Source organism: Streptomyces sp. NPDC029292 (assembly GCF_055569295.1).
In genome coordinates this window covers 66,678-92,646 of record NZ_JBVHXR010000022.1, presented here as the reverse complement: position 1 = coordinate 92,646, position 25,969 = coordinate 66,678, and the positions used below count along the sequence as shown (strand labels likewise).

The 25,969-nt window shown below is 71.5% G+C and carries 21 protein-coding genes; 13 read left to right on the top strand and 8 right to left on the bottom strand.

Annotation, left to right across the window (positions count from 1 at the left end; all coding sequences use genetic code 11):
• Nucleotides 1-22: 22 nt before the first annotated feature.
• The 3 genes from ACZ4WS_RS37660 to ACZ4WS_RS37650 are packed head-to-tail and all read left to right on the top strand — an operon-like array spanning nucleotide 23 to nucleotide 2,963.
• The gene (locus ACZ4WS_RS37660; protein WP_467987470.1) at nucleotides 23-1,588 is read left to right on the top strand and encodes a 4-coumarate--CoA ligase family protein; all 1,566 of its coding nucleotides are present in this window, start codon (nucleotides 23-25) and stop codon (nucleotides 1,586-1,588) included.
• Nucleotides 1,585-2,358, top strand: a complete 774-nt coding sequence (locus ACZ4WS_RS37655; RefSeq protein ID WP_467987469.1) for an enoyl-CoA hydratase family protein — start codon at nucleotides 1,585-1,587, stop codon at nucleotides 2,356-2,358. The genes ACZ4WS_RS37660 and ACZ4WS_RS37655 overlap by 4 nt, the downstream gene beginning before the upstream one ends.
• Complete coding sequence (locus ACZ4WS_RS37650) at nucleotides 2,346-2,963, top strand: TetR/AcrR family transcriptional regulator (protein WP_467987468.1); 618 nt, start codon at nucleotides 2,346-2,348, stop codon at nucleotides 2,961-2,963. The genes ACZ4WS_RS37655 and ACZ4WS_RS37650 overlap by 13 nt, the downstream gene beginning before the upstream one ends.
• Before the next feature lie 61 nt (nucleotides 2,964-3,024).
• On the opposite strand, the gene pdxH is transcribed toward ACZ4WS_RS37650, so the two are convergent.
• Complete coding sequence (pdxH, locus tag ACZ4WS_RS37645; protein ID WP_467987580.1) at nucleotides 3,025-3,663, bottom strand: pyridoxamine 5'-phosphate oxidase; 639 nt, start codon at nucleotides 3,661-3,663, stop codon at nucleotides 3,025-3,027.
• Between the two features lie 464 nt (nucleotides 3,664-4,127).
• On the opposite strand from pdxH, the gene ACZ4WS_RS37640 reads away from it, so the two are divergent.
• From ACZ4WS_RS37640 to ACZ4WS_RS37630, 3 genes are all read left to right on the top strand, one after another.
• Complete coding sequence (locus ACZ4WS_RS37640; protein WP_467987467.1) at nucleotides 4,128-5,228, top strand: citrate synthase 2; 1,101 nt, start codon at nucleotides 4,128-4,130, stop codon at nucleotides 5,226-5,228.
• A gap of 241 nt (nucleotides 5,229-5,469) precedes the next feature.
• Entirely contained in the window at nucleotides 5,470-7,104 is a 1,635-nt protein-coding gene (locus tag ACZ4WS_RS37635; protein ID WP_467987579.1) for an IS200/IS605 family accessory protein TnpB-related protein, read from the top strand.
• Nucleotides 7,105-7,637: 533 nt separating this feature from the next.
• Nucleotides 7,638-9,071, top strand: coding sequence for a PAS domain-containing protein (locus ACZ4WS_RS37630; RefSeq protein WP_467987466.1), 1,434 nt, complete (start codon nucleotides 7,638-7,640; stop codon nucleotides 9,069-9,071).
• Nucleotides 9,072-9,194: 123 nt separating this feature from the next.
• Here ACZ4WS_RS37630 and ACZ4WS_RS37625 read toward each other — a convergent pair whose 3' ends face one another.
• Complete coding sequence (locus tag ACZ4WS_RS37625) at nucleotides 9,195-9,950, bottom strand: SIS domain-containing protein (protein ID WP_467987465.1); 756 nt, start codon at nucleotides 9,948-9,950, stop codon at nucleotides 9,195-9,197.
• A 306-nt stretch (nucleotides 9,951-10,256) separates the two neighbouring features.
• Between ACZ4WS_RS37625 and ACZ4WS_RS37620 the strand changes: the two genes are divergently transcribed.
• Both ACZ4WS_RS37620 and ACZ4WS_RS37615 read left to right on the top strand, forming a co-directional pair.
• Nucleotides 10,257-10,949 (top strand): metal-dependent transcriptional regulator, encoded by a 693-nt coding sequence (locus ACZ4WS_RS37620; protein WP_467987463.1) that lies wholly within the window; start codon nucleotides 10,257-10,259, stop codon nucleotides 10,947-10,949.
• A gap of 891 nt (nucleotides 10,950-11,840) precedes the next feature.
• A complete protein-coding gene (locus tag ACZ4WS_RS37615; RefSeq protein ID WP_467987462.1) occupies nucleotides 11,841-12,761 on the top strand; it encodes an alpha/beta fold hydrolase in 921 nt (306 codons plus the stop codon).
• A gap of 7 nt (nucleotides 12,762-12,768) precedes the next feature.
• Here ACZ4WS_RS37615 and ACZ4WS_RS37610 read toward each other — a convergent pair whose 3' ends face one another.
• From ACZ4WS_RS37610 to ACZ4WS_RS37600, 3 genes are all read right to left on the bottom strand, one after another.
• Entirely contained in the window at nucleotides 12,769-14,382 is a 1,614-nt protein-coding gene (locus tag ACZ4WS_RS37610; RefSeq protein WP_467987461.1) for a transporter, read from the bottom strand.
• Nucleotides 14,379-15,170 (bottom strand): ABC transporter ATP-binding protein, encoded by a 792-nt coding sequence (locus tag ACZ4WS_RS37605; protein ID WP_467987460.1) that lies wholly within the window; start codon nucleotides 15,168-15,170, stop codon nucleotides 14,379-14,381. Before ACZ4WS_RS37605 ends, ACZ4WS_RS37610 begins: the two co-directional genes overlap by 4 nt.
• A gap of 113 nt (nucleotides 15,171-15,283) precedes the next feature.
• Nucleotides 15,284-15,937, bottom strand: a complete 654-nt coding sequence (locus ACZ4WS_RS37600; protein WP_467987459.1) for a bifunctional DNA primase/polymerase — start codon at nucleotides 15,935-15,937, stop codon at nucleotides 15,284-15,286.
• 307 nt (nucleotides 15,938-16,244) lie between these two features.
• Here ACZ4WS_RS37600 and ACZ4WS_RS37595 point away from each other — a divergent pair, with 307 nt between their 5' ends.
• Together ACZ4WS_RS37595 and ACZ4WS_RS37590 are read left to right on the top strand one after the other, a co-directional pair.
• Nucleotides 16,245-17,630 (top strand): transcriptional regulator, encoded by a 1,386-nt coding sequence (locus ACZ4WS_RS37595; RefSeq protein ID WP_467987457.1) that lies wholly within the window; start codon nucleotides 16,245-16,247, stop codon nucleotides 17,628-17,630.
• A gap of 321 nt (nucleotides 17,631-17,951) precedes the next feature.
• Nucleotides 17,952-19,787 carry a hypothetical protein gene (locus ACZ4WS_RS37590; protein ID WP_467987456.1) on the top strand — a complete coding sequence of 612 codons (1,836 nt, stop codon included), beginning with the start codon at nucleotides 17,952-17,954 and terminating at the stop codon, nucleotides 19,785-19,787.
• A gap of 49 nt (nucleotides 19,788-19,836) precedes the next feature.
• Here ACZ4WS_RS37590 and ACZ4WS_RS37585 read toward each other — a convergent pair whose 3' ends face one another.
• A complete protein-coding gene (locus ACZ4WS_RS37585) occupies nucleotides 19,837-21,135 on the bottom strand; it encodes an ABC transporter substrate-binding protein (RefSeq protein WP_467987454.1) in 1,299 nt (432 codons plus the stop codon).
• 117 nt (nucleotides 21,136-21,252) lie between these two features.
• Here ACZ4WS_RS37585 and ACZ4WS_RS37580 point away from each other — a divergent pair, with 117 nt between their 5' ends.
• On the top strand, nucleotides 21,253-21,753 hold the full coding sequence (locus ACZ4WS_RS37580) for an SCO4402 family protein (RefSeq protein ID WP_467987453.1): 501 nt from the start codon (nucleotides 21,253-21,255) through the stop codon (nucleotides 21,751-21,753).
• A gap of 190 nt (nucleotides 21,754-21,943) precedes the next feature.
• Nucleotides 21,944-22,828, top strand: a complete 885-nt coding sequence (gene purU / locus ACZ4WS_RS37575; RefSeq protein ID WP_467987451.1) for a formyltetrahydrofolate deformylase — start codon at nucleotides 21,944-21,946, stop codon at nucleotides 22,826-22,828.
• Between the two features lie 131 nt (nucleotides 22,829-22,959).
• Here the strand turns inward: purU and ACZ4WS_RS37570 are convergent, their stop codons facing one another.
• Both ACZ4WS_RS37570 and ACZ4WS_RS37565 read right to left on the bottom strand, forming a co-directional pair.
• Nucleotides 22,960-24,357 carry a maleylpyruvate isomerase N-terminal domain-containing protein gene (locus tag ACZ4WS_RS37570; protein ID WP_467987578.1) on the bottom strand — a complete coding sequence of 466 codons (1,398 nt, stop codon included), beginning with the start codon at nucleotides 24,355-24,357 and terminating at the stop codon, nucleotides 22,960-22,962.
• A 134-nt stretch (nucleotides 24,358-24,491) separates the two neighbouring features.
• On the bottom strand, nucleotides 24,492-25,073 hold the full coding sequence (locus ACZ4WS_RS37565; RefSeq protein ID WP_467987450.1) for a sigma-70 family RNA polymerase sigma factor: 582 nt from the start codon (nucleotides 25,071-25,073) through the stop codon (nucleotides 24,492-24,494).
• Between the two features lie 366 nt (nucleotides 25,074-25,439).
• Between ACZ4WS_RS37565 and ACZ4WS_RS37560 the strand changes: the two genes are divergently transcribed.
• Nucleotides 25,440-25,820 carry an STAS domain-containing protein gene (locus tag ACZ4WS_RS37560; protein ID WP_467987449.1) on the top strand — a complete coding sequence of 127 codons (381 nt, stop codon included), beginning with the start codon at nucleotides 25,440-25,442 and terminating at the stop codon, nucleotides 25,818-25,820.
• Nucleotides 25,821-25,969 lie beyond the last annotated feature (149 nt).

Sequence of the window (25,969 nt, the reverse complement as noted above, 5' to 3'; positions counted from 1 at the left end):
CAAGGCCGTACTAGGAGGAACCGTGTTCCGCAGCGAGTACGCAGATGTCCCGGCCGTCGAGGAACCCATCCACGAGGCCGTCCTCGGCAGCGCCGCCGAGCGCGGCGAGACACCCGCGCTCATCGACGGAGTCGACGGCACCACGCTCACCTACGGCCAACTCGACTTCTTCCACCGCCGGCTGGCCGCCGCGTTCGCCGACGCGGGCGTCCGCAAGGGTGACGTACTGGCCCTGCACAGCCCGAACACCATCGCCTTCCCGATGGCGTTCTACGCGGCCACGCGCGCGGGGGCATCGGTCACGACCGTGCACCCGCTCGCCACGCCCGAGGAGTTCGCCAAGCAGCTGCGCGACTGCGCCGCGAGCTGGATCGTGACCGTCTCGCCCCTCCTGGAGACGGCACGGCAGGCCGCCGAACTCGCCGGCGGCGTACGGGAGATCTTCGTCTGCGACCAGGCGTCCGGGCACCGCTCGCTGATCGACCTGCTCGGCTCCACCGCACCCGAACCGCACATCGACTTCGACCCCGTGGAGGACGTCGCCGCCCTCCCGTACTCCTCGGGCACCACCGGCATCCCCAAGGGTGTGATGCTCACCCACCGGTCCATCGCCACCAACCTCGCGCAGCTCGCGCCGTCCATGCCGACGGGCCCCGGCGACCGCATCCTCGCCGTGCTGCCCTTCTTCCACATCTACGGGCTCACGGCCCTCATGAACGCGCCCCTGAGGCAGGGCGCCACCGTCGTCGTCCTGCCCCGCTTCGACCTCGACACCTTCCTCGCGGCCATCCAGAAGCACCACATCACCTCCCTGTACGTGGCCCCGCCGATCGTCCTCGCCCTCGCCAAACACCCGGCCGTCACGCAGTACGACCTGTCGTCCCTGAAGCACATCATCTGCTCGGCCGCCCCCCTGGACGCCGCCTTGGCGGCCGCCTGTTCACGGCGACTCGGACTGCCGCCCGTCGGCCAGGCGTACGGCATGACGGAACTGTCGCCCGGCACGCACGTCGTCCCCCAGGGCGCCGAAAACCCGCCCCCGGGGACCGTCGGCAAGCTCATCGCCGGCACGGAGATGCGCATCGTGTCGCTGGACGACCCCACCAAGGACCTGGGCATCGGTGAAGCGGGCGAGATAGCCATCCGCGGCCCCCAGGTCATGAAGGGCTACCTGGGCCGCCCCGACGCCACCGCCGCGATGATCGACCAGGACGGCTGGCTGCACACCGGAGACGTCGGCCACGTGGACGCCGACGGCTGGCTGTTCGTCGTCGACCGCGTCAAGGAACTCATCAAGTACAAGGGCTTCCAGGTGGCCCCCGCCGAACTCGAAGCCCTGCTGCTCACCCACCCCGGCATCGCCGACGCCGCCGTGATCGGGGTCTACAACGACGACAACAACGAAGTCCCCCACGCGTACGTGGTGCGCCAGCCGTCCGCGACGGACCTCTCCGAAGGAGAGGTCATGATGTACGTCGCCGAACGCGTCGCCCCCTACAAGAGGGTCCGCGAGGTCACCTTCATCGAAGGCGTCCCCCGGGCGGCCTCCGGGAAGATCCTCCGCCGTCAACTGCGGGAGCTGTCGTGACGCCCCTCGTCCACACCGCCCACGACCGGGCCGTCACCACCCTCACCCTCGACTCGCCGGACAACCGCAACGCCCTGTCCGCCGCGCTCGTGGGCGAACTGACGGACGGGCTCACCCGGTGCGGCAAGGACGGCGACGTCCGCGCGATCGTCCTCACCCACACCGGGAACACGTTCTGCGCGGGCGCCGACCTGCGCGACCCTCCCCCACTCTCGGCTTCGCTCGAGCGGGGGGACCCCCATCCCCCGGACGCCCTCGTCGGGCTGCTGCGGCAGATCGTCGAACTGCGCAAACCCGTACTCGCCCGGGTGACCGGACATGTGCGGGCGGGCGGCCTCGGCCTGCTCGGCGCCTGCGACATCGCGGTGGCCGGCCGGGATGCGAGTTTCGCCTTCACGGAGGTACGCATCGGCGTCGCCCCCGCCGTCATCTCCCTGCCCCTGCTGCCCCGTACGGACCCCCGCGCCCTCGCCCGCTACTACCTCACCGGCGAACGCTTCGACGCGGCCGAGGCGGTGCGCACCGGGCTCCTCACGGCGGCGGGCGACGACGTCGACGCCGTACTGGCCCCTGTCCTCGACGGCCTGCGCCGCGCCTCCCCCCAGGGCCTCGCCGAGACGAAGGCGCTGCTCACGGCTAAGGTGCTGGAGGCCTTCGACCGGGACGCGGCCGACCTGACCGCGCTCTCGGCCCGGCTGTTCTCCTCCGTGCAGGCCCGCGAGGGAATGACGGCCTTCCTCGAACGACGGGACCCCGCATGGGTGGTGTGACCACGCCGCAGCACGCTCCGCGCCTTCCGCATGTCCCCAAGCAGGACCGCAGCCGGGCCACCCGGCAGCGGCTCCTCGCGGCCGCCGTGGCCTGCCTCGCCGAACACGGCTGGGCGGGCTCCACCGTGTCCGTCGTCGCCGAACGCGCCGGCGTCTCCAGGGGCGCCGCCCAGCACCACTTCCCCACCCGCGAGGACCTCTTCACCGCGGCGGTGGAGTACGTCGCCGAGGAACGCTCCACAGCCCTGCGCGCCCTCTTCCCGGAGGGCCCCGCCGACCGCCGCGCGGTAGTCGCCGCCCTCGTCGATCTCTACACCGGCCCCCTCTTCCGCGCCGCCCTCCACCTCTGGGTCGCCGCCTCCAGCGAAGAACAACTCCGCCCCCGCGTCACCGAACTCGAGGCCCACGTCGGCCGCGAGACCCACCGCATCGCGGTCGACCTCCTGGCCGCGGACGAGTCCCGACCGGGCGTACGCGAGACGGTCCAGGGCCTCCTGGACATGGCACGGGGCCTGGGCCTCGCCAACCTGCTCACGGACGACGGGGGGCGACGGGAGAGGGTGGTGGCGCAGTGGGGGGTGCTGCTGGAGGAGGCGTTGGGCTGAGTCCCGCCCGAGGCCAGGGAGTGAACCCCGCCCGAGGCCAGGGAGTGAACCCCGCCCGAGGTCAGGGACTGAGCCGCTCCACCCTCCAGCTGCCGTCCGGCTCCGCCACGTACCGCAGGCGGTCGTGGAGTCGGTTCTCGCGGCCCTGCCAGAACTCGACCGTCTGGGGGGCGATGCGGAAACCGCCCCAGTTCGGGGGCACCGGGACCTGCTCGCCCTCCGGGTAGCGGGCGCTCAACTCCGCGTACGAGGCGTCCAGTTCGGCGCGGGAGAAGATGACCGAGGACTGTGCGCTGGCCCAGGCGCCGAGCTGGGAGCCGTGCGGGCGGGTGCGGAAGTACGCGGCCGTCTCGTCCCGGCCGGTGCGCCGCGCCGTGCCCGTGACGATGACCTGGCGGGCCATCGGATGCCAGGGGAAGAGCAGCGAGATGTACGGGTTCTCGGCCAGCTCGCGGGCCTTGCGGGAGTCGTAGTTGGTGTAGAAGACGAAGCCCTGCTCGTCGTACTGCTTCAGCAGCACCGTGCGCGAGCTGGGCCGGCCCTCGGCGTCCGCGGTGGAGACGACCATCGCGTTCGGCTCGTGCACGAAGCCGTGCATCGCGGCCTGCGCGGCCTGCTTGAACCAGCGCGAGAACTGCTCCATGGGATGCGTGGCGAGGTCGTTCTCGTCGAGACCCTCGGCGCGATAGTGCGCGCGCATCGCGGCGGGATCGTCGGCGATTTCTTCGGCAGCGGCCTCGGCGGCGGCGGCCGCGCGCTGGATGAGGGGCTCGGCAGCGGATTCGTCCGGGAAACGGTCGTTCACGCGGTCATCTTGCCGTATCCGCGCCCGCACCTGGCGGGGTGCGCTTCATCACTGCGTGGCACTGAGTGCCGTGCGCTCTCCCCAAAGGTGGCACTCGGGGATATCGTGCTGCTGCCGTTCCGGTTGGGTGACCGCCAGCCGCACGGGGCATCACCGGGGTGACCGCTTCGGACCGCGAGCCGTAACAGGACGTGGCCGTGGAACCGGACCGGACACGATCACCCCCGTACGACCACGGTCGTCAGCACCTTCGCAGCAGTAGTCGTCAACACCCCCGCAAGAGTCGTCAACAACCCCGCACCACTCGGCAACCCCCACAAACCCATCTGTCTGTCGTACACATCATGAGGAGCCGCCTGATGTCCGACTTCGTACCCGGACTCGAGGGAGTCATCGCGTTCGAGACGGAGATCGCCGAACCGGATAAGGAGGGCGGCGCACTCCGGTACCGAGGCGTCGACATCGAGGATCTGGTCGGCCACGTCTCCTTCGGAAACGTCTGGGGACTCCTCGTCGACGGCGCCTTCAACCCCGGCCTGCCGCCCGCCGAGCCGTTCCCGATCCCCGTCCACTCCGGCGACATCCGCGTCGACGTCCAGTCCGCACTCGCCATGCTCGCCCCCGTCTGGGGCCTCAAACCCCTCCTCGACATCGACGAGCGTCGGGCCCGCGAGGACCTCGCCCGCGCCGCCGTCATGGCCCTCTCGTACGTCGCCCAGTCCGCCCGCGGCCAGGGGCTGCCCATGGTCCCGCAGAGCGAGATCGACAAGGCCCAGTCCGTCGTCGAACGGTTCATGATCCGCTGGCGCGGCGAGCCGGACCCCAAGCATGTCGCGGCGGTGGACGCGTACTGGACCTCCGCGGCCGAACACGGCATGAACGCGTCCACCTTCACGGCCCGCGTCATCGCCTCCACGGGCGCGGACGTGGCGGCGGCCCTCTCCGGAGCCGTCGGCGCCATGTCCGGCCCGCTGCACGGCGGCGCCCCCTCCCGCGTCCTCGGCATGATCGAGGAGATCGAGCGCACCGGAGACGCCGAGGCGTATGTGAAGCAGGCGCTGGACAAGGGCGAACGCCTCATGGGCTTCGGCCACCGGGTGTACCGCGCCGAGGACCCGCGCGCGCGAGTCCTGCGCCGCACGGCCCGCGACCTCGGCGCCCCCCGCTTCGAGATCGCCGAGGCCCTGGAGAAGGCCGCCCTGGCCGAACTCCACGCCCGCCGCCCCGACCGCGTCCTGGCCACCAACGTCGAGTTCTGGGCCGCCATCGTCCTCGACTTCGCCGAGGTCCCGGCGCACATGTTCACCTCGATGTTCACCTGCGCCCGCACCGCGGGCTGGTCCGCGCACATCCTGGAACAGAAGCGCACCGGACGGCTCGTACGGCCGTCCGCGCGCTACGTGGGCCCCGGTTCACGCAGCCCCCAGGAAATCGTCGGCTACGCGGACATCGCGCACTGAGATCCCGCGCGTACCGTCGATGCGCGGACCACCTGTGTGGCGGCACCCCATAGGCGTCGCCACACGTGCGCCACGCCGATACGAATTGCTTGTCTTGTTCGATAGGGGTCGCTTCCCCCGCTCACCGTGTGGGTCCCGGATCCTTTCCGAAAAGGGAACGGAAGTACTTGCGTCGAACGAGTGACTCTTGTGGTTGGTGCTCGTTGGGTTCGGTGTGGGGATCTTCGGGCCGAAGGGGGCGGTGGGCGGGGTGCGGAAGTTGGCGGCATCGTTCGTGGTGCCAGGCTCTGCGGGGGTTGCGATCCGCGACCGGCTAAGGGTGTCGGAGACGGACGCGGCCGTACTGACCGAGGTCGGCGCGTTTCTCGGCTCATTGGCATCCGGTGATCTCGCAGCCCGCTCCCGGCAAGGCCTGGAGCATGATGCTGCCTCCTGGGCGTTACGGAAGCGGGAGCTGACCGGTAAGTCGTCGGCACGCTGGGCCGGGAGCATCACCAAGGCCACGAATGATCAGTGGGCTCTGGCGAGGCGCAGCCAGGCCTCGCATCTGGCCTGGCTGCGGACGCAGGTCGCACAAATCGAGTCACGGATGGCGCGGCCGCTGGGAGCCAAAGCCAACAAATGCGAGGGCCTGGTTCGTGGCTATGCCTCGCGGGCCGAGTGGCATGCCAAGTCCCGTCGCCTGAATGTCCTGAAGGACCGGCTGACAGCAGCGGAGGCGGACTGGGCATCGGGGCGGGTGCACGTGGTGCGCGGCGGCCGCGCTCTCGCGCACATGCGTCACCACCTTGATGAGGCCGAGGTGAGCGAGCAGGCGTGGCGTGCGCGGTGGGAGGCGGCGCGGATGTTCCTGGCCGCCGACGGGGAGTCCGGTGTGCGGCATGGCAATCTGACCATCCGTGTCACCGACACCGGGCAGATCTCGATCAAACTCCCGGCCGCACTGGCCCATTTGGTCAATTCGCCGCATGGCCGATACGTCCTGGATGCGAGGGTGGCGTTCCGGCACCGGGACGAGGAGTGGCGGGACCGGATCGCGGGCAAGCGGGCTGTGGCCTACCGAATCCACCACGACGTGCTGCGGGGCCGCTGGTATGTGACGGCGTCCTGGCAGCGGGCCACCGTTCCCGTCCTGCCGCTGGAGGGGGCTCTCACCCAAGGTGTCGTCGGCGTGGACATGAACGACGATCACCTTGCCGTCTGGCGGCTTGATCAACACGGCAATCCAGTTGGGGACCCAGAGCGCTTCTTCTACGACCTCTCCGGTACCGCCGCGCACAGGGATGCTCAGATTCGTCACGCGTTGACCCGGCTGCTGCACTTCGCCCGCCGCTGCGGCGCGAAGGCGATCGCGATCGAGGATCTCGACTTCGCCGATGGCAGGAGCCGTGAGAAGCACGGCCGCAACAAGCGGTTCCGCCGGTTGCTCTCCCGTTTCCCCACTGCGAAGCTCCGAGCCCGGCTGGTGTCGATGGCCGCAGAACAGGGCGTGGCGGTCGTTACGGTCGACCCGGCCTACACCAGCAGGTGGGGCGCCCAGTACTGGCAGAAACCGCTGACCACCCCACGACGTAAGACGTCCCGACACGATGCAGCGAGCATCGCAATCGGGCGACGCGCCCTCGGGCATCCGATCCGGCGACGGACGGCACCGCCCCACCCTGACCAGAGTGATCATGGTGGGCATCGGACCGTCCAGGCCCGACCGGAAACCCGAATGCGCGAGGAAACCCGCCCTCACCAGCCCGGACCGCGCACCAGATGCGAGTCGCCGGTGGTGGAGCGAAAGCGGGGGACCAGCCTGCCCAACACCGTTCGGGGCAGCGCCACCGGGCAACGGCCCTGGCAACAGGACCCGCTCCCGCTCGGTGCATAGGAACGGTTGTAGAAGAAGGGTACGGAACGCCTCAGTCGATGAACGCCTCGGCGGTGGCGGTACACCGGAGAAGCTCGGGGTGCTTCCGTGCGGTGTGAATTTGGCTCCGGGAGGCGGCCCTCGGAACGCAGACGACCCGCGAGCTCTGGTCCCCTCCGCCTCACGGCGGGGGAGCCGGCCGGACGTACCGGCGAGCCCGCGGGTTGGGTGACTGCTGGAGATTGGGCCGGGTGCGCGCACATGTCACACGCTGGTCCGGCACCGCACTGGATGTGGTGACGGGCCGCTAGCCCGCAGCCACCTCGCGAGTCCGGGTTTCATACATGTACCCGATCACCTCCTTTCGGCGTGCGTCACACACTAGGAACCGATCGCGCACGGCTCAACCAGTTTTTTCGAAAGGTTCGCGAGGGTGCTGGAACCGGCCCGCGCTGGGTGGGGCGGACGGGGCGGGATTCCGGCGTACAACGATTTCGTCCAATCTTCCGGGAACATGGTGTGGGCTGGGTCACGTTCGAGTTGAATGAAGGTGCATGAGCGAACTGTCGCGCCGTACGTGCGGACGCAGCCTGCAGGGGGTCCAGGTGAGTGCTTCCCGGCGTAGTGGGACCACCGATGAGCTGGGGCCGGACGAGCCCGAGCGGGATGGTTCGGATCTGCTTGCCGCGCTGCTGGATGGGATGGACGCGGCGTTGTGCGCCTTTGACGCCGATGGGGTCGTCACCCATTGGAATCGTGAGGCCGAGCGGATTCTCGGGTGGACCGCGGCCGAGGCCGTGGGGCGGCACGGGTTCGCCGGGTGGGCCGTGCGGACCGCGGACGCCGAGGAGGTCGAGGAGCGGCTGTTGTCCGCCATGCAGGCCCCCGGGCGGCAGGTGCACGAGTTCGCCCTCGTGACCAAGGACGGCGGGCGAGTGCTCGTACGGACTCAGTCCGCCGCCGTGCGCGGGCCCGACGGGAAGCCCGCCGGGGTGTACTGCGCCTTCAGCGAGGTGCACGCGCAGATTGACCTCGAGCGGTCCATCGCGCTCAGCGAGGCGTTGTTCGAGGACGCCAGCTGGGGTGTGGTCCTGGTGGACGCGGATCTGCGGCCCGCCGTCGTCAACGCTCATGCGGCTCGGGCGCTGGGAATCGGGCGTACGGCTGTTCTTGGGCGGCCCCTCGGGGAGCTGCTCTCCCAGGGGGTCGAGGAGCTGGAAGGTGCTCTCACCCATGTGCTGGCCGAGGGCGCGCCGCCCGCGCCGGCCGAGATGTGGGTGAGCGTGCGGACGCCGGAGGGCGAGAAGCGGCGGTGCTGGAGGAGCGGGTTCCTGCGGCTCGCCTCGCCGCTCGCGGAGGAGCCCGTTCCGCTGGGCGTGGGCTGGCTCTTCCAGGACGTGACCGAGGCCAAGCACACTGAGCAGGAGGCGGCGCTGCTGCGCTTCCGGGCCAACCAGCTGCACCGGGCGGCACGGGCCGCGGCCGAGTGCGAGGACCCGGGCGAGGCCGCCACCGTCCACCTCGACTTCTCGCTCGCCGGATTCGCCGACCACGCGCTGATAGACCGCATGGCGGGTGGTTCGGTGGCCGACGGGGAAGGGCCGGTACGGCTCGTACGGGCCGCCGCCACGCCCTCCGGGGCCCCGGGCCCGAGCGTGCTCGCGGGGAAGGCGGGGCTGCCGGTGCGGTACGGCGACGGGCATCCGGCGTTGCAGTGCGTGGAGCGGGCCGGGTCCGTACGGGCCAGCGCGGGGGAGTCCACCCCCGAGCGGACCCGCGAGTGGGCCGTGGCGCGCCAGTGGCCGCCGGACTCGGTGCACGCGCTGTGCGCGGTGCTGCGCAGCCGGGGGCGGACGCTGGGTGTCGTGACGTTTCTTCGGGGGGCGGGGCGCAGTCAGTTCGAGCGCACGGACGCGACGTACGCGGAGGACGTGGCCGTACGGATTGCCATGGCGCTGGATTTGGAGGGGCTGGTGGGGGGTCCTTAGTCCCGTGGGTCCCGTGGGTCCCGTGGGTCTCTGGGGCTGCTGGGGGCCCTTCTGCCCCCTGGGCACTTGCCCCCTTGCCTCCTCCTAAGAGCGTCTCGCCCCAAGAGCGTCTCGGTGGCCGTTTCAGCGCCGGTAGAAGATCCGGTCTCCGTACTCCGTCATCACGCGGCCGTTCCACTCGTGGCCGCCGTCCACGTTGCCCGAGCGGAGGAGCGGGGGCTCGATGCCGCGGTCGGCGAGTGCGCCTGCCGCCGTGGCCATGACGGCCTGGAGGAGGGCCGTCGTGACGACCGTGGAGGCGGGGGCGAAGGGGGCCTCGATCGAGTCCACGGTGAGTTCCGCGTCGCCGACCGCGATCCTCGAGTCGAGGACGATGTCGCAGTGGTCCTTCAGGTACGTCCCCGAGACGTGCCGGGACTTCGTCTCCGACGCGTACGCGACCGAGGTCACGCCGATGACCTTGAGGCCGAGGGCGCGGGCGTTCATGGCCATCTCGACGGGGAGCGCGTTGCGGCCGGAGAGCGAGATGATCACGAGTACGTCGCCCGCGCGGACCGGGCTGCAATCCAGGACGGCGCTCGCGAGGCCGTCGACGCGTTCCAGGGCGGAGCCGAGCGTCGCGGGCATGACGTCGACACCGACGACGCCCGGGACGGCGAGCAGGTTCATCAGGGCGAGGCCGCCCGCGCGGTAGACGATGTCCTGTGCGGCGAGCGAGGAGTGGCCGGCGCCGAAGGCGAAGAGCCGTCCGCCGTCGGCGACGGTGTCGGCGATCAGGGTTCCGGCTGCCTCGATGTCCCCGGCGTCCTCGTCCCGCACCCGCTGCAGCAGGCCGATCGCGGCGTCGAAGAACTGCCCGGCCAGCTTGCTGTCGCTCATCGGCGAAGCCCCTTCGAAGTATCGTCAGCGTCGACGCGTCGCGGATCACGTTGCGGTCTGGACCAGTGCGCTGTCAATACGGCGCAGGCTCCTTGCTCCGCGAGCCCTGGGGATCCCGCTCCCTGAGCCGGCGTGAGTTTCCAGTCCGTCCGGACCCCAGGCCCGTACAGCCGCAGAGGCAGTTGTAACCGCGTGGTTTCAACGGCGAGGCACGCTTGTCAGTGGTATGCGTCAGAATTGAGTTCAGGGCCAGCGCACACGCCGGTGAGCCATCGAGTCTCCGGCAGAGCTAATCGAGGGGCACGTATGTCCGGACTGATCGACACCACGGAGATGTATCTCCGCACCATCCTCGAGCTGGAGGAGGAAGGCGTGGTCCCCATGCGCGCCCGGATCGCGGAGCGGCTCGACCAGAGCGGGCCGACGGTCAGCCAGACGGTGGCGCGGATGGAGCGCGACGGCCTGGTGGCGGTCGCCAGCGACCGGCATCTGGAGCTCACCGAGGAGGGGCGCCGTCTCGCCACCCGCGTGATGCGCAAGCACCGCCTCGCGGAGTGCCTGCTCGTCGACGTCATCGGTCTGGAGTGGGAGCAGGTGCACGCCGAGGCGTGTCGCTGGGAGCACGTGATGAGCGAGGCCGTGGAGCGGCGCGTGCTCGAGCTGCTCCGGCACCCGACGGAGTCGCCCTACGGCAACCCGATCCCGGGCCTGGAGGAGCTGGGCGAGAAGGACGGCGCCAACCCGTTCCTCGACGAGGGCATGGTATCGCTGGCCGAGCTCGACCCGGGGCTGGACGGCAAGACGGTGGTCGTACGGCGCATCGGCGAGCCGATCCAGACGGACGCGCAGCTGATGTACACGCTGCGGCGGGCGGGCGTGCAGCCCGGCTCCGTGGTGAGCGTGACGGAGTCCGCGGGCGGGGTGCTCGTGGGCAGCGGCGGCGAGGCCGCGGAGCTGGAGGCGGACGTCGCCTCCCACGTGTTCGTAGCCAAGCGCTGACGTACGCCCGGCGGGGTGCCGTCCGTCGGCATGCACCCGGTGTGCGCCGTCAGACACCGCACGGGATCGTGACGGCAGGTTCCGCACGGGATCGTGACGTCAGACACCGCCACAGGACCGTGACAGCAGGCTCCGCCACCGGAGCGTGTTGGCACGCGCCGGCGCGGGATTGTGACGGCCGGCTCCGCCACGGGATCGTGACCGCCGCCAGGGGTAACTCCCAGGTGCCGACCGCCGGTCCGGCAGTCGCGGACCCCGCGTCGGCCCCTGCGCTCGCCACGCCCCCCTCACGCGCGCGCCACCCCCTCACGTGCTCCCCTCCTCAAGCGTGTCAACTGCCGCGACCCCAGAGGTAGTTGTGATGTTTCCGCGACCTCACTGAAACCAAGATTCAGTGTGCGGAATCGCAGCGCCGGGACCATTTGCGTGCGAGGCTGTCGCGTGAGGCATATGACCTGAGGGCTCTTGACCGTGTCCGAGAGGGATGTCGCGCGGTCGGGGAGGGGGCGGGAGGATGTGCCGCAGTTGTGGAGAGGGCCCCGGCGCCGTGTGGCGCCGGGGCCTGTCCTCCCCTGTGCTGACCCGGAGCCCCGAGCTCTCAGGGTCATTCCCCTCGGACCGATTTCCCCGAGCGGTCCGCCTCCCGCTGAAGATCTCCCCTCGGCGACGGCGGTCAATCCTTGGGCGTGGTCACTCGAATGAGGGGTGTTGCAGCCAGGAAGGCCATTTTCGAATCCCCATTCGATAACGTGGCGGCGTAGCAGGGGGTACACGTAGAGCAGCACACCAGCAGGAGCAGCGGTACGGCAGCGGTAGGAAGCGGTACGAGTGGACCGGTTGGCTCGAGCGGGAGCGAGGCGGTCCGAGCGAGCTAGGGGGGTGCCATTACCGATGGTGCGGCGCATCGACGTGACGGGAGCGGGCGGCGTACGCCTCGCTGCCTGGGAGTTCGCCGATCCTCCCAAGACGGACCCCTCCAAGACGGACCCCTCCGGGGCGGATGCCTCCAAGGCGGATCTCTCCAGGACGGGTGAGAACTCTCAGCCCCCGGGCGTGCTGTTACTGCACGGCCTCATGGGCCGCGCCTCCCACTGGGCGTCCACCGCCCGCTGGCTCTCCGAGCGGCACCGCGCCGTCGCACTGGACCAGCGCGGCCACGGCCAGAGCGACAAGGCGCCGGAGGCCGAGTACACCCGCGAAGCATACGTCGAGGACGCCGAGGCCGCCCTGGAGCAGCTCGGCCTCGGCCCGGCCGTCCTCATCGGCCATGCCATGGGCGCCCTGACCGCCTGGCAGCTCGCCGCCAAGCGCCCCGATCTGGTCCGCGGCCTGATCATCTGCGACATGCGGGCCTCGGCGTTAGGGGCCGCGTCGCAGCGCGAGTGGGAGGACTGGTTCAAGGCCTGGCCCGTCCCCTTCGCCACGCTCGCCGACGTACGCAAGTGGTTCGGCGAGGACGACCCCTGGGTGGAGCGCCCCAATCCGTCCCGCGGCGAGTTCTACGCCGAGGTGATGCACGAGTCCGGCGACGGCTGGCGCCCCGTCTTCGAGCCCGAGCAGATGCTCAAGTCCCGCCAGACCTGGGTGTACGACGCCCACTGGGAGGAGCTCGCGCAGGTCCGCTGCCCCGCTCTGGTCGTACGCGGCCTCGACGGCGAGCTGGGCCGGGCCGAGTCCCAGGAGATGGTCCGCGTCCTGCCGCACGGCCAGTACGCGGAGGTGGCCGACGCCGGTCACCTCGTGCACTACGACCAGCCGGAGGCCTGGCGCACGGCCATCGAGCCGTTTCTCGACGGGGTGCTCACCAGCTGACCGGGGTTCACCCCTTGCTCACCGCCGCCAGAATCTCCGGCAGCCGCCGTGCGGTCCGCGGAGCGGCGAGACGCAGCCCGCCCACCGTGATCAGCGCGCCGTACGCGGCGCCCAGCGGCAGCAGCAGCCAGGTCCACTCGTCGCCGTCCGCCGTGACGTTCAGCCAGATCGTGAGGGCGATGACAGGGGCGGCGAGCAGGGCCGCCGAGACCATGCCGCCGAAGACCGCGATCCAGGCGAGCCCTGCCTGCCCGGGGGCCACGTTCTTGTAACCCTCCTGGGGGATCGAGTACGGGAAACGTGCCGACGACCACGCGCCGGTGGCGAGCATCGCGCCGAGCAGCGCGAAGGAGAGGCCGAGCACCTCGGGCAGCTTGGGCCAGTCGCCGAGCAGCGCGGTCGTCAGGACGGTCACGAGGGTCGCGTACGGCAGGGTGATCACCAGCAGCGCCAGCGCCCGCCCGCGCAGTTCGACGTACGCGTCGCGCGTGGACGAGATCGTCATCGCGACCATCCAGAACGCGGACGTGTCCTGCCCGAACTGGTTGTACATCTGGATGCCGAGCATCCCGGCCGCGAAGCACGCGAAGTAGATCGTGCCGGTGCCCTGCAGGGCGTTGAACACCGGCACGATCAGCCCGATGGCGAGCGACGTCACCCACGCGGCCTTGGTCTTCGGGTCGCGCCACACGTACCGCAGGCTGCGCTCCATGACCGTCCCGGTGCGGCCGGCCGGCAGCAGACGGCCGAGCCCCGACGAAGCCCGCTCCCGGGCCGCGGGCTCGGCAGCCTGCAACGTCGACCCGTCCGGCGAGGTCATCAGCCGGGTCAGGTGCCGGGACCACAGCGCCAGCAGCCCCACCAACGCGGCCGCGCTCAGCACCAGTTGGGCGACCCCGGTCCCGTACGACCCCGCACTCACCGAGTCCACCGCGCCGATCGCCGACGCGGGCGGCACCCACCGCAGTACGTCCGCCACCGGGTCGAGCTCCGAGAGGCCGCCCGCCGCACCGAGCCGCTGCGCCCCGAAGTTGACGAGCTGCGCGCCGACCGCGATCACCAGCCCGCTGAGCACTGCCAGATCGCGGCCCTTGCGGCTGGACAGCAGCCGGATGTTGGCGGCCGCGACGGCCCGTGCGAGGGCCACACAGACGAGCAGCCCCAGGGCCACGCCGACGACGGCGGTGACGTACGCCGCCGTGCCGTGCGCCACGGAGACGACGGATCCGATGAGCAGGCACAGGGTGAACACCGGCCCGATGCCCACCAGCGAGGCCGCGAGCAGCGCCCGGACGAGCGGACGCGGGCGCAGCGGCAGCATCACCAGGCGGGTCGGGTCGAGCGTCTCGTCGCCGCTGGGGAAGAACAGCGGCATCACGGCCCAGCCGAGCGCCAGGATCGCCACGAGCAGCACGGCGACGGCGGTGGCGTGCGCGTTGCCGCGCAGCGCGATCAGGCCGAGCAGCTGGAGGGCGGCGACGAGGAGCACGAGGACGACGGAGGTGACGTACGCGGCCCGCCGCCCGGCCGACTGACGCAGCCCGTTGCGCAGGAGCGCCAGCTTCAGTCGTACGACGACGGGGGTGATGGAGGCGGCGGAGGCACCGGCGTCGGTGCTCATCGCGCCCCGCCGCCCAGCCAGTCCAGGCTGGTCCCGGCGGCGCGCTCGTTCGCGCCGACCAGTTCGAGGAAGGCCTGCTGGAGCGAGGGCGCGCTGCCGCGTACGTCCGCGAGCGGGCCGTGAGCGCGGATGCGCCCCGCGGCCATCACGGCCACCCAGTCGCACAGCGACTCGACCAGCTCCATGACGTGGGAGGAGAAGACGACCGTGGCGCCCGATCCCGTGTACCGCTCCAGGACGCCGCGGATGGTCTGCGCGGAGACGGGGTCGACGCCCTCGAACGGCTCGTCGAGGAAGAGGACTTCGGGGTTGTGGAGGAGAGCGCAGGCCAGGCCGATCTTCTTGCGCATGCCCGTGGAGTAGTCGACGACGAGTTTGTGCTGGGCGCCCGCGAGGTCGAGGACGTCGAGGAGCTGGGTGGCCCGCTTGTCGACCTCGGCACCGGGCAGGCCGCGCAACCGGCCGGTGTACGCCAGGAGTTCGCGCCCGGAGAGCCGCTCGAAGAGCCTGAGCCCCTCGGGCAGGACGCCGATGCGGGCCTTCACGTCCACGGGGTCGCGCCACACGTCGTGGCCGACGACCTCGACGCTCCCGTGATCGGGCCTGAGCAGCCCGGTCACCATCGAGAGGGTGGTGGTCTTCCCGGCTCCGTTCGGCCCGACGAGCCCGATGAACTGGCCCGCGGGCACCTCCAGATCGATCCCGGCGACGGCGACCTGCTCCCCGAACCGCTTCCAGAGCCCTCGCACACGTACGGCGGGCACGTCGGCCCCTGCTCCCTCGGTCATGTGAGCACCCTACGGGGCAGCAGCGCCCCTATAGGGGTGCGGGGAACTGCGCGAGCAACCACCGCCGACCCGCAGCCGCCGAAGAACCGGACCAGGCAGGACGGAGGGGGCGGCTACCGCTCCCGCCCGCACGCATACGCCAGCGGCGAGATCAGCTCCTCCGCGTCCGGCAGCCACCGATTCGCGGGGGTGGGCCGGCAGGCCCACTGCACGGCACCCCGGGAACCGAACCGGGTCGGCGGGGCAGGGACGTACGCCCCCTCCCCGAGGGCGACCAAGTCAAGGGAGGCAGGCGGCCACCCCAGCTTCCGTACCAGGTCAGGGACCTTCATCGCGGCACCGGGCAGCACGAAGAAGTGCATGCGCCGGTTCGGTGTGCAGGTGACGGGCCCGAGGGTCAGCTCCATCCGCTCCATACGGGCGAGCGCGAGGAACCCGGCCGTCTCGGGCACATCGATCGCGTCGAACGTACGCCCCGTGGGCAGCAGGATCGACGCCGACGGCTGCTTCGACCACATGCGGCGCGCGACGGTCGCACTGCCCGTCGTCAGCGTCGCCCAGTCCTCGCGCGCCGGGTGCGCGCCGGGTAGGGCGCACGCGGGCTCGCCGCAGGAGCAGCGCTGCACCCCGTCGACGGCTTCCAGCCAGGTGCCGGGGAACACGTCCCAGTGGCGCTCCTCGGCATAGCGCACGGCGGTTTCCTGCAGCGATTCGCCGCGCTGCTTGGGGATCTGTGCGGTCACGGTGCCTGCGATGGTCTCTTCCACGCTGAACTCAACTCCCGGGCCCACCTCGGGTTACGGGGGGCACGCGCGCGGGGGGAGAGGCATCGATTCCTCATGTGGGGCGCATGGATGCACGTGTGGGGGCGCGCATGGGCAACGACAGCGGGGTGTGGGTAACCAGGGGTGGGGTTGGGCGACCGCCTTTACCCCGGCAATCCTCACATGTCTCGCATCTTCGGCATCTCCGCGGGGCATTGATCTTCATGGCCGACTTCTCTCGGTGCGGTCGGCCGTTGGAGACACGTCAACTCGGTGCGTGGGCAGGCACCGCAGCCACAGGGGGTACGCCATGGCCGCAAGGCCGCTCGTCGCCAGGCAGCCGAACGAACGGTTGCAGGCGCTCATTCAGGAAGCGGGCTGTTCCAACGCCGGGCTGGCCCGCCGGGTCAACATGTGCGGCGCGGAGCACGGTCTCGATCTGCGCTACGACAAGACGTCCGTGGCGCGCTGGCTGCGCGGACAGCAGCCACGCGGACGGGCACCTGCCATCATCGCCGAGGCACTCGGCCGCAAGCTGGGCCGTACGGTCACGATCGACGAGATCGGCATGGCCAACGGCAAGAACCTCGCGTCCGGCGTCGGTCTCCAGTTCTCGCCGACTGTACTGGGGGCCATCGAGCAGGTCTGCGAGCTGTGGCGCAGCGACGTGGGGCGCCGGGACTTCCTGGCCGGCTCGTCCGTCGCCTCCTCCGCGCTCGTCGAGCCGAGCCGCGACTGGCTGATCTCCGCGCCGGACTCGCAGGTGGCCCGTGCGGCGGGGCCGCGTGTCGGTCTGTCGGACGTGGCGGCGGTCCGCGCGATGACCCAGGCGCTCACCGACCTGGACCACCAGTACGGCAGCGGGCATGTCCGCCCGGTCGTCGTGCACTACCTCAACAGCGTGGTCTCCGGGCTGCTCGCGGGCTCCTACCGGGAGGCGGTCGGGCGCGAACTGTTCGCCGCCGTGTCCCGGTTGACGGAACTCGCCGGCTATATGGCCATCGACACCGGTCAACCAGGGCTCGCCCAGCGGTACTACATCCAGGCGCTGCGGCTCGCGCAGGCAGCCGGGGACCGCGGGTACGGCGGGTATGTACTCGCCGCGTCCATGAGTCACCTGGCGGCGCAGCTCGGCAACCCGCGCGAGATTGCGCAGCTGGCGCGCGCGGCGCAGGAGGGGGCGCGCGGGCGGGTGACACCGCGCGCGGAGGCGATGTTCTACGCCGCGGAGGCGCGCGGGCACGCGCTGATGGGCGACGCGCGCGCCGCCCAGACCGCGTCCGGGCGGGCGGTCACCGCCCTGGAGGGGGCCGACGCCGCCTCCGGGGACGACCCGGCGTGGATCGCGCACTTCGACGAGGCCTATCTGGCCGACGAGCTGGCGCACTGCCACCGGGACCTGGGGCAGGCGGAGGCCGCCGCGCGGTGCGCGGAGGAGTCCCTCGCCGGGCTCCCCGAGTCGCGGGCCCGCCGCCGGGCGATCGGCTATGTGCTGCTCGCCACCGCGCAGGTCCAGCAGCGCGAGGTGGAACAGGCCTGCCATACGGGCCTGCGCGCGGTGGAGCTGCTGGGCACCCTCCGTTCCAACCGCGGCGCCGAGTATCTCGACGACTTCCAGCAGCGGCTCGAGCCGTACCAGGACGAGCCGGTGGTACGGGAGTTCGGGGCGCGACTGGAGTTGCAGGCGGCGGCGTGAGCGTACGGACGTGAGCGCGGGCGTGAGTGTACGGACGCGAGAGCGCGTGTGAACGTACGGGCGCGGGCGTGAGCGCAAGGCGGGCGCGCCCCCCTGTAGCGCAGCGTGCGCGCTCGTGAACGTACGGCGTGCGCGGGCGTGAACACGAGGGAAACGTGGGCGCCGGGAGGGTGAGGAGGCATATACAGCGCGCCGAGGGGCGGTTTCGTTACCCCGGTCACACGGGGTGGACGTCACGTCCTGTGCTGCGTGGCACCGGGTTGCGGGGACCCGGTAGCGTGAGCCGACGATTCCGAAGGTCCCCCATTCGTAGGAGTCCCGGTGACGCAGAGTGGACAGGGCGAGGAGCCCTCGGCGCAGCCCGCGCGCGAAGGCATCGTGCTGCCCTCCGACGGTGGCGAACCGCTGCTGCCGGGTATGACGGGAGACCGTACCGCCCCGGCGGGCGGCCAGGCCTGGGGCCAGCCGTGGGGCCCCGACCAGCCGGCCGCCCCCGCCGCGCAGCCCGGACAGGGCTGGGGAGCGCCGGTGGACGGCACACAGACCTGGGGGGCCGCCGAGCCGCCCCAGTCCACCGCCCCCGCTCCGGACTGGGGCACCCCCGACGCGCAGCCCGGACAGGGCTGGGGCACCTCCCACCCGGGACCGGGCTGGGAACAGCCGGCGCAGAACGGGGGCTACCAGCTGCCGAGCCCGCACGGGGTCCCGCAGCCGCAGGGCTTCGCGCCGCAGCAGGCGCCCGGCGCTCCCGGCCTCGCGCCCTCCCTGCCGCCCGCCGACGGTGGATACCCGGCGCTGGGCCAGCAGCTTCCGCAGCAGCCTCCGCATGCCGGGAACGCCGTCCCGCAGGGAGCGGACGGGTACGGCGCCGCCGGATCCTCGCCCTCTCTGCCGCCCGCCGCGCGGCCCGCGCCGCTGCCGCCCGCCGCCGCCGACGGCGCGACGCAGTACATACCGCCGGTTCCGGCCGCACCGGCCGCCGACGAGGGTGCGACGCAGTACATCCCGTACATTCCGCCCGCCGCGGCCTCCGCGCCCGACGAGGGTGCGACCCAGTACATCCCCCCGGTGGGCCCGGGTGCGCTGCCGCCGGAGGTGGCGCCGGATGCGACGCAGTTCCTGGGGCGGGCGCCGCAGGGCGGTGCCGGGCCCATGCCCGGGGCCGCCGGACCGCTGCCGCCTGCCGCGAACTCCGACGCCGAGGCGACGCAGTACATCGCTCCGGTGCCCGCGCAGCCGACCAAGGCGCCGTACGGGATACGTCCCGGCGCGCCGGAGGACCGGCAGCCCCCGGCGGAGTTCGACAACCTGTTCCGCAGTGAACCGGAGGGGCCCGCGTCGACGCAGCAGATGCCGCGGTTCGACCCGTCGGCTCCGTACGGCGCGCAAGCCCCGCAAGGGGCGCACAACGGTTACGGCGCGCAGGGCGCGCCCGGGGCCCCCGGCGGCCGGGCCGCCGCACGGCGCGGCGGCGCGTTCGACGGCGACGGTGACGGAGGCGGTGGCGGGCGCGGTGGCCGCAACCGCTCGCGCGTCCCGCTGATCGCCGCCGTCGGCATCGGCATCGCCGTGCTCGGCATCGGCGCCGGCGCCCTGCTCAGCGGCGGTGGAGAGGACAACGACAGCGGCAGCGACGGCGACAGCAAGACCGTCTCGGCGACGGCCCCCGCCACGAACAACTCGGCGTCGCCGTCAGCCGACCCGGTCAAGGCGCAGGCTGTGGAGCTGGACAAGCTCCTGGCGGACAGCACCAGCAGCCGCGACTCGGTGATCAATGCCGTGGCGAACGTGAAGGCGTGCAACAACCTGGGCCAGGCGGCCAGTGACCTGCGCGACGCGGCCAAGCAGCGCGGCGAGCTCGTCACCCGGCTCGCCGGGCTCTCCGTCGACAAGCTCCCGAACCACGCCGCGCTGACCGCATCGCTCACCAGTGCCTGGAAGGCGTCCGCGTCGGCCGACAACCACTACGCGGCCTGGGCCGACCAGGCCGCCGGTAAGAAGGGCTGCAGGAAGGGCCAGGCCCGCACCACGGGCCAGAGACAGGCGGGCGACCGGGCAAGCGGCACCGCGTCCGTTCAGAAGGAGAAAGCCGCGAAGCTGTGGAACTCCATCGCGTCGACGTACGGACTGACGCAGCGCTCGCGCACCCAGCTGTAAGCCCCCCGGGGACCGCGGGGACCGGAGGGTCCCCCGGTCCACCCGGGCCTCAGTCCGCGTTCTCCAGCGTCTTGGACTCATCGACGAACCCGCGCCGCGCGGACACCAGTTGACCCTGGCGTACGACCTGGAAGGTGACGTCGGAGTTGATGAGGCGGGGGAAGTCGCGGGCCGCGATCAGGTCCTCGAAACGCCAGCGGAGCGTCGGGGTGAGCCCGCCCGTGTTCACCTTGAGACCGTTGTCGAGGGCCCGCCGGATCGTGCGCGCGGTCACCTCGCCGTCGCCGATCGACTCGACGACCGCCTTCAGCACGGTGTAGGCGATCCACGTGGTCTGCACCCCGGGGTCCGCGGGGTCGATCCGGTTGTCGTCGAAGGCCTCCTCCTTGATCACCTTGCGCATCGCGTTCCAGCGCGCGTCGTTCGAGTTCGGGTACCAGCCGGTGACGTACGAGCCCTCGTACGGACTCGACTTGCCGCCGGTGGCGTCGATCAGCGACTGGTCGACGCTGCCGAGCACGGTGCCCATGCTCACGTTCGGGTAGTCGTCCTTGGCGCGCCGGAAGGAGTCCATGAAGGTGTCCGTACGGTCGCCGAGCGCGGGCACCACGCAGCCCTGCGTCAGCGTGTCGGAGGTCACGCGCTCAAGGGCCTGCTGCGTCTGCCGCGAGTACTCGGTCGCGTCCTCGGCGGCCCGCTGGTCCGCGGCGGCCGCGTGGCCCGCCGACTTCAGGCCGGAGTCGAGAAGCACCGGGAGCTCGTCGCCGGCGATGGAGTCGGGACGTATGAGCGCGACCGGGCCGCAGGCCTTGCCGAGCTGCTGGCCGAGACCGGCCAGCAGGGCGGGCTCGCCGCCGTTGACGGGGTACGAGAGGGGACTGGTGAACTCGTCGTCGGTGACGCCGTAGCCGCCGATGTACGGGATGTCCGCGTTCTCCAGTGGCGCGAGGAAGGAGCGGCCGTGCTGGCTGTAGGAGCCGACGACCGCGACGACGTTCTCTTCGGCCGCGCGCCGGGCGCACCGCGCGGCCTGCACCGAGTCGTTGTCGTCGTTGCAGGTGAGGACCTTGAGCGGGTGGCCGTTGATGCCGCCGTGGGCGTTGACCCAGCGCGCGTAGGCCTTCGCCATGGCGGGCATGCCGGGCTTGTTGGTCGCGGCGGTCTTCTCCGGCGCCCAGGTCATGACGGTGATGGGGTCGTCCCCGGAGCCCCCCGTGACTCCGGGCACGACCCCACATCCGATGGCGATCGACGCACACGCGGCCAGCGCGCCCGCGGACAGCAGCGTGGCCCTGACGGGCCGGGGGAGGACGGGTGAGCTGGTGCGCGTGCGTCGCCTGCCGGTCATGGACACGCACGATTCCGTCACATCACTAACCCTGGTGTGACCCGTGGTCAACGAAGGGTGACGCAGAGGTGAATTGCGGGGGCCGATGATCTGTTTTTCGGCGGGAACGTACGATCGGTGACCGTGCAAGGTTCGGAGAACTCTTCCCGTCGCGGCCGTCGCTCATCCACCATGGGCGGCATGCCACTGAACGACATGCCGTGGTGGCGCTGGCGCAGCAATGTGCGCTCCGCGCTGCACATGCTTTCCGACCCCGCTTTCCAACGTGACGTCTGGCTCGCCGGCGTCGACGGGTACGGAGACGTCACCGACGCCGTGTACCGCCTGGTCGAGGACACCTGGCTGGACAACTGGTCCGCCGAGAAATACGTCGGCACGATCTTCCGGGACTCCCAGGAGGCCGCGCTCGTCGACTCCGCGGTGCTCCGTGTCCTGCGGATCATGCACCAGGTCGGGCCCGACGCGCCCGTCTCCGCCTACCTCGACCACCAGGCGTGGCCGGAGGCCGTCCGGGCCGCCCGTGACGCGCATGTGCGCCTCGCGGCGAGCGACGGGGAGGATCCCGACACCCCGCCACGGACGCTCGATGTGCTGCGGATCCTGACGCGGTCCGCGTAGACCGGGCCCCGCGTCACGGCGGGGTCGTCCGGGCATCGTGGCGGGGGCCGGCCGGGCATCACGCTGGACCGGGCCGCGCGTCATGGCGGGGTCCGTCCCGGCATCACGGCGGGATCCATCCGGTCATCGCGGGGGTCCGTCTGGCGGACGGGCATTCGTCGGGGGCGGGTGGTATGGGACCCTGTCCTGCATGAATGAGCAGTCCGTCCGCGGGGCCGCGCCCGCCGCCGAGCAGTACGTCCTGACCCTCGCCTGCCCGGACAAGCAGGGAATCGTGCACGCCGTGTCGAGCTACCTCTTCATGACCGGCTGCAACATCGAGGACAGTCAGCAGTTCGGCGACCGCGACACCGGACTCTTCTTCATGCGGGTCCACTTCTCGGCGGAGGCGCCGGTGACCGTGGACAAGCTGCGCGCGAGCTTCGCGGCGATCGGTGACTCCTTCCACATGGACTGGCAGCTCCACCGGGCCGAGGACAAGATGCGGGTCGTCCTCATGGTCAGCAAGTTCGGCCACTGCCTGAACGACCTGCTCTTCCGCGCACGGATCGGCGCGCTGCCCGTCGAGATCGCCGCTGTGGTCTCCAATCACACCGACTTCGCCGAGCTCGTGGGCTCGTACGACATCCCCTTCCGGCACATTCCGGTGACGAGGGACACGAAGGCGGAGGCCGAGGCGGAGCTGCTCGAGCTGGTCCGCGAGGAGAACGTCGAACTCGTCGTCCTCGCCCGCTACATGCAGGTGTTGTCGGACGATCTCTGCAAGCAGCTCAGCGGCCGGATCATCAACATCCACCACTCCTTCCTGCCGAGCTTCAAGGGCGCGAAGCCGTACCACCAGGCGCATGCCCGGGGCGTGAAGCTCATCGGCGCCACGGCGCACTACGTCACCGCCGACCTCGACGAGGGGCCGATCATCGAGCAGGAGGTCGAGCGGGTCGGCCACGATGTGACCCCCGACCAGCTGGTCGCCATCGGGCGCGATGTGGAGTGCCAGGCGCTGGCGCGCGCGGTGAAGTGGCATGCGGAGCGGCGCATTTTGCTGAACGGGCGGCGGACGGTGGTGTTCGCGTAGAGGTGCGTGGGGGTGCGGGCGTGAGGGGTTTTCGCCCCCTCCGCCCCTGCCCTTCCCGTACCTGGGGCTCCGCCCCCAGACCCCTGTATCGCGCTGCGCGCTCGTCCTCGAACGCCGGACGGGCTGAAGATCTACATCCGGCTCAGTGACGCCGCGGCGAACAGCACATCCCGGATCGCCTCCCGGTCCCCGTCCTGCCCGGCAGCCGCCTCCTCGGGGGACACGTGTCCCGCCGCCAGACGGCAGAACTCGACGCCGTCCAGGGCGACATGCGCCACCTCACGCTCGGCGGAGCCGACCGCGCCGGGTGAGTCGAGCGGGATCAGCCACTCGCCGCCCCCGGAGCCCTCGATCTCCAGGCGCAGACTGCGCCCGGACGCACCCGCCTGGACGAGATGGCGCGGCGGCGCGGCGGAGAGTCCCGCCCGGCGCCGCTCGGCGAGGGAGCCGGGCAGCATCCGGGCCGCGAGGTCGATCATGCGGTGCAGATGGCGCGGTGCGGGCGGCTCGTACGGGTAGTCCACGGCATCCGCGATGTCCCCCGCGTGGACCCAGCACTCGAAGGCCCGGTCCAGCATGGAGTCGCGCAGCGGCAGCTCGAAGCCGCCGTAGGGCACGGGCAGGCGCCCGGAGCCGCCGCCGGCGAACGACACGGTACGGACGAGGTTGTGGCTCTGTTCCCGCCAGGGCTCGCGTACGGACCGGGTGGGCGGGAAGTGGGAGGCACGCCAGTACGCCTCTGTGCGGGCCTGCGGAGTCGGGCCGTCCGAGGGTGAGTCGAGCGGGTCCTCCAGGCCGAGGGCGACGGCGACCAGGCCGTCGACGCTCAGCAGATGGGCGATGACCCCGGCGACGGTCGTACGACGGCTCACCGGCCCGTCGCCCTCGAACCAGCGCAGCCGCACGGGCGCGTGCCACTCGGCGCCGCCTATGTCCTGGAGCAGCGCGTCGAGCCGCGCCGTCTCCGCGTCGTACGGAGCTGCCCACTCGGGCACCGGGATGCGCGGCGGGCGCCGGTCGAGGCAGCCCGCCAGGACCCTGGTGCGCAGCGTCGGGTCGAGGTCGAGGCTCTCCGGGCGGTGCAGCAGCCCGACCGCCTCGCGCAGCCGCAGCGCCTCGTCCGCGCAGGAGCCACAGTCCCCGAGGTGTTCCTCGACGGCCGCCGTCTCCTCCGCCGAGCAGGCGGCCAGTGCCCACGCGCCGAGCAGCGCCTTCAGTACCCGGTGCTCAAGGACGAGCGGCACCGGTTCGGGAGCCGCGACGGGTTCGGGAGCCGCGACGGGCTCGGAAGGCGCGACGGGTTCGGCAGACGCCACCGGCTCGAGAGGCGCGACCGGCTCGGGCAGCGGCAGCCCGGTGTCCTCGACGGAGGAACGCGGCAGAGGTATGCGCGGGGGTTTCTCCGGCCCCGGCTCAGCACCGTCGCCGTTCTCGGGCCCGCCGGGTCCCCGGGGCGGCCCCGCGGACCCGGCGTCCGGCCCGCGATCGGCGTCCGCTCCGGGACCGACGCCCGCACCCTGGGGGCCCATACGATCGTCGACGCCCGCCTGCTCCTCGTACGGCTTCTGCTGCTCCTCGCCGTCCTTGCCCTCGTGCCCCTCGTGCCCCTCGCGCCCCTCCTGGTTCCGCTCGTCGTACTCCTTGAACCGGTCCGCGCCTCCGTTCACCGCGCACCCCCGTATTCGGGCGGTACCCCGGAGGAGCCGGTGTCGTGGGCGGTGGACAGGAGCTGGAGGCCGAGGCGGAGGCGGCGGCGGGCCTCGTCGTCGGTGACGCCGAGGTCGGCGGCGGCCTGGCGGTAGTCGCGGCGCTGGAAGTAGGCGAGCTCCAGGGCGGCGCGCAGTGGGGCGGGCATCGACGTGACGATGTAGTCCGCGCGGGCGGCAACGGACGCGCTGCGCACCTTCCGCTCCAGCTCCTCGGTGGAGCCCTGGCCGCCCCGGGCGAGCGCGGCGGTCTCGGTCGTGCGCAGCCGCTGCACGGCGAGGCGGTGGGTCAGTGCGGCGACCCAGGAACGCATCGGGCCCTGCTTGGGGTCGTACGCGTCGGGGTTCTCCCAGACGTGGGCGAACACTTCGCGCGTGATGCCGTCGGCAGCTCGCTCGTCTCCGAGCACACGATGGGCGAGGCCGTGCACGAGCGAAGCGAACCGGTCGTAGAACTCACCGAGCGCCGCCGCCTCCCCGCGTGAGAGCCGCTGCTGCATCTTGCGGTCCCAGCGGGGCGGTGCGTCCTTCTTCGCCATGCGGCCCCCTCACCCCTGGTCGTGCCCGGCGCCTGTCCCTGTGTCCAGCGTGTGCGCTGCTGCGGTCCAGCGTGTGTGCACAGCTGTCTCGAATGTAGTCGGCACGTCCGACAGCGCACGCCCCTTTGCGCCAATGTGCGCTCCTGGACGGGCCATGGATGGTAGAAGCGCATCACATACCCGACCAGAACCGATCGATGCCAGATGATATGCGACCGAAATAGCTCGCTAATCAAGCACTTTCGACCGTAGACCGGCGTTTCTTCTTTCGCGGACCGGTGTTTCATGGAACGACGGCGGGGCAGCCGCGCTGATAGGAAGCGTAGGAACTGCTTCCGTTTCCGGTGGGCGAGGCGAGCGAGAGGCGTGGCGGTGACGCTCAGGGTGACCGACGGCGAACAGGGCGACTGGTCCGTGCTGCGGGTGTCGGGCGAGATGGACCTCGTGACGTCGCCGGTGCTGCGCCAGCGGGTGCACGACGCGGTGGCGGACGGCCGCCACAGTCTCGTCCTGGACCTCTCCGAGGTCTTCTTCTGCGACTCCAGCGGCGTCGGCGTCCTCATCGCCACCCGCCGCCTCATCCGCTCCTGCCAGGGCAGACTGCGCCTGATCCTGCCCTCCCAGGGCGCCGTCGACGGTTCCCACGTCAACCGTGTCCTCGCGGCCCTCGGTGTCCGCCGCCTCTTCGACGTCTATCCGGACGTCACCACGGCCGTCGACGAGGAGTCGCGCCCCCTGTCGGCGTGACGCCCGACGAGGAGTCGCGCCCCCTGTCGGCGTGACGCCCGACGAGGAGTCGCGCCCCCTGTCGGCGTGACGCCCGACGAGGAGGCGCGCCCGTTCCGGCGCGGCGCGGGCACGACCTCGGCGCGACCTCGGCGTGACGCCCCTCACCC

Excerpts from the sequence above, each read along its gene's own strand:
- ACZ4WS_RS37650 (WP_467987468.1), top strand. The coding sequence starts at position 2,346 with ATGGGTGGTGTGACCACGCCGCAGCACGCTCCGCGCCTTCCGCATGTC.
- pdxH (WP_467987580.1), bottom strand. The coding sequence starts at position 3,663 with ATGCGCGCGCACTATCGCGCCGAGGGTCTCGACGAGAACGACCTCGCC.
- ACZ4WS_RS37640 (WP_467987467.1), top strand. The coding sequence starts at position 4,128 with ATGTCCGACTTCGTACCCGGACTCGAGGGAGTCATCGCGTTCGAGACG.
- ACZ4WS_RS37630 (WP_467987466.1), top strand. The coding sequence starts at position 7,638 with ATGAGCGAACTGTCGCGCCGTACGTGCGGACGCAGCCTGCAGGGGGTC.
- ACZ4WS_RS37625 (WP_467987465.1), bottom strand. The coding sequence starts at position 9,950 with ATGAGCGACAGCAAGCTGGCCGGGCAGTTCTTCGACGCCGCGATCGGC.
- ACZ4WS_RS37620 (WP_467987463.1), top strand. The coding sequence starts at position 10,257 with ATGTCCGGACTGATCGACACCACGGAGATGTATCTCCGCACCATCCTC.
- ACZ4WS_RS37615 (WP_467987462.1), top strand. The coding sequence starts at position 11,841 with ATGGTGCGGCGCATCGACGTGACGGGAGCGGGCGGCGTACGCCTCGCT.
- ACZ4WS_RS37610 (WP_467987461.1), bottom strand. The coding sequence starts at position 14,382 with ATGAGCACCGACGCCGGTGCCTCCGCCGCCTCCATCACCCCCGTCGTC.
- ACZ4WS_RS37605 (WP_467987460.1), bottom strand. The coding sequence starts at position 15,170 with ATGACCGAGGGAGCAGGGGCCGACGTGCCCGCCGTACGTGTGCGAGGG.
- ACZ4WS_RS37595 (WP_467987457.1), top strand. The coding sequence starts at position 16,245 with ATGGCCGCAAGGCCGCTCGTCGCCAGGCAGCCGAACGAACGGTTGCAG.
- ACZ4WS_RS37585 (WP_467987454.1), bottom strand. The coding sequence starts at position 21,135 with ATGACCGGCAGGCGACGCACGCGCACCAGCTCACCCGTCCTCCCCCGG.
- purU (WP_467987451.1), top strand. The coding sequence starts at position 21,944 with ATGAATGAGCAGTCCGTCCGCGGGGCCGCGCCCGCCGCCGAGCAGTAC.
- ACZ4WS_RS37570 (WP_467987578.1), bottom strand. The coding sequence starts at position 24,357 with ATGGGCCCCCAGGGTGCGGGCGTCGGTCCCGGAGCGGACGCCGATCGC.
- ACZ4WS_RS37565 (WP_467987450.1), bottom strand. The coding sequence starts at position 25,073 with ATGGCGAAGAAGGACGCACCGCCCCGCTGGGACCGCAAGATGCAGCAG.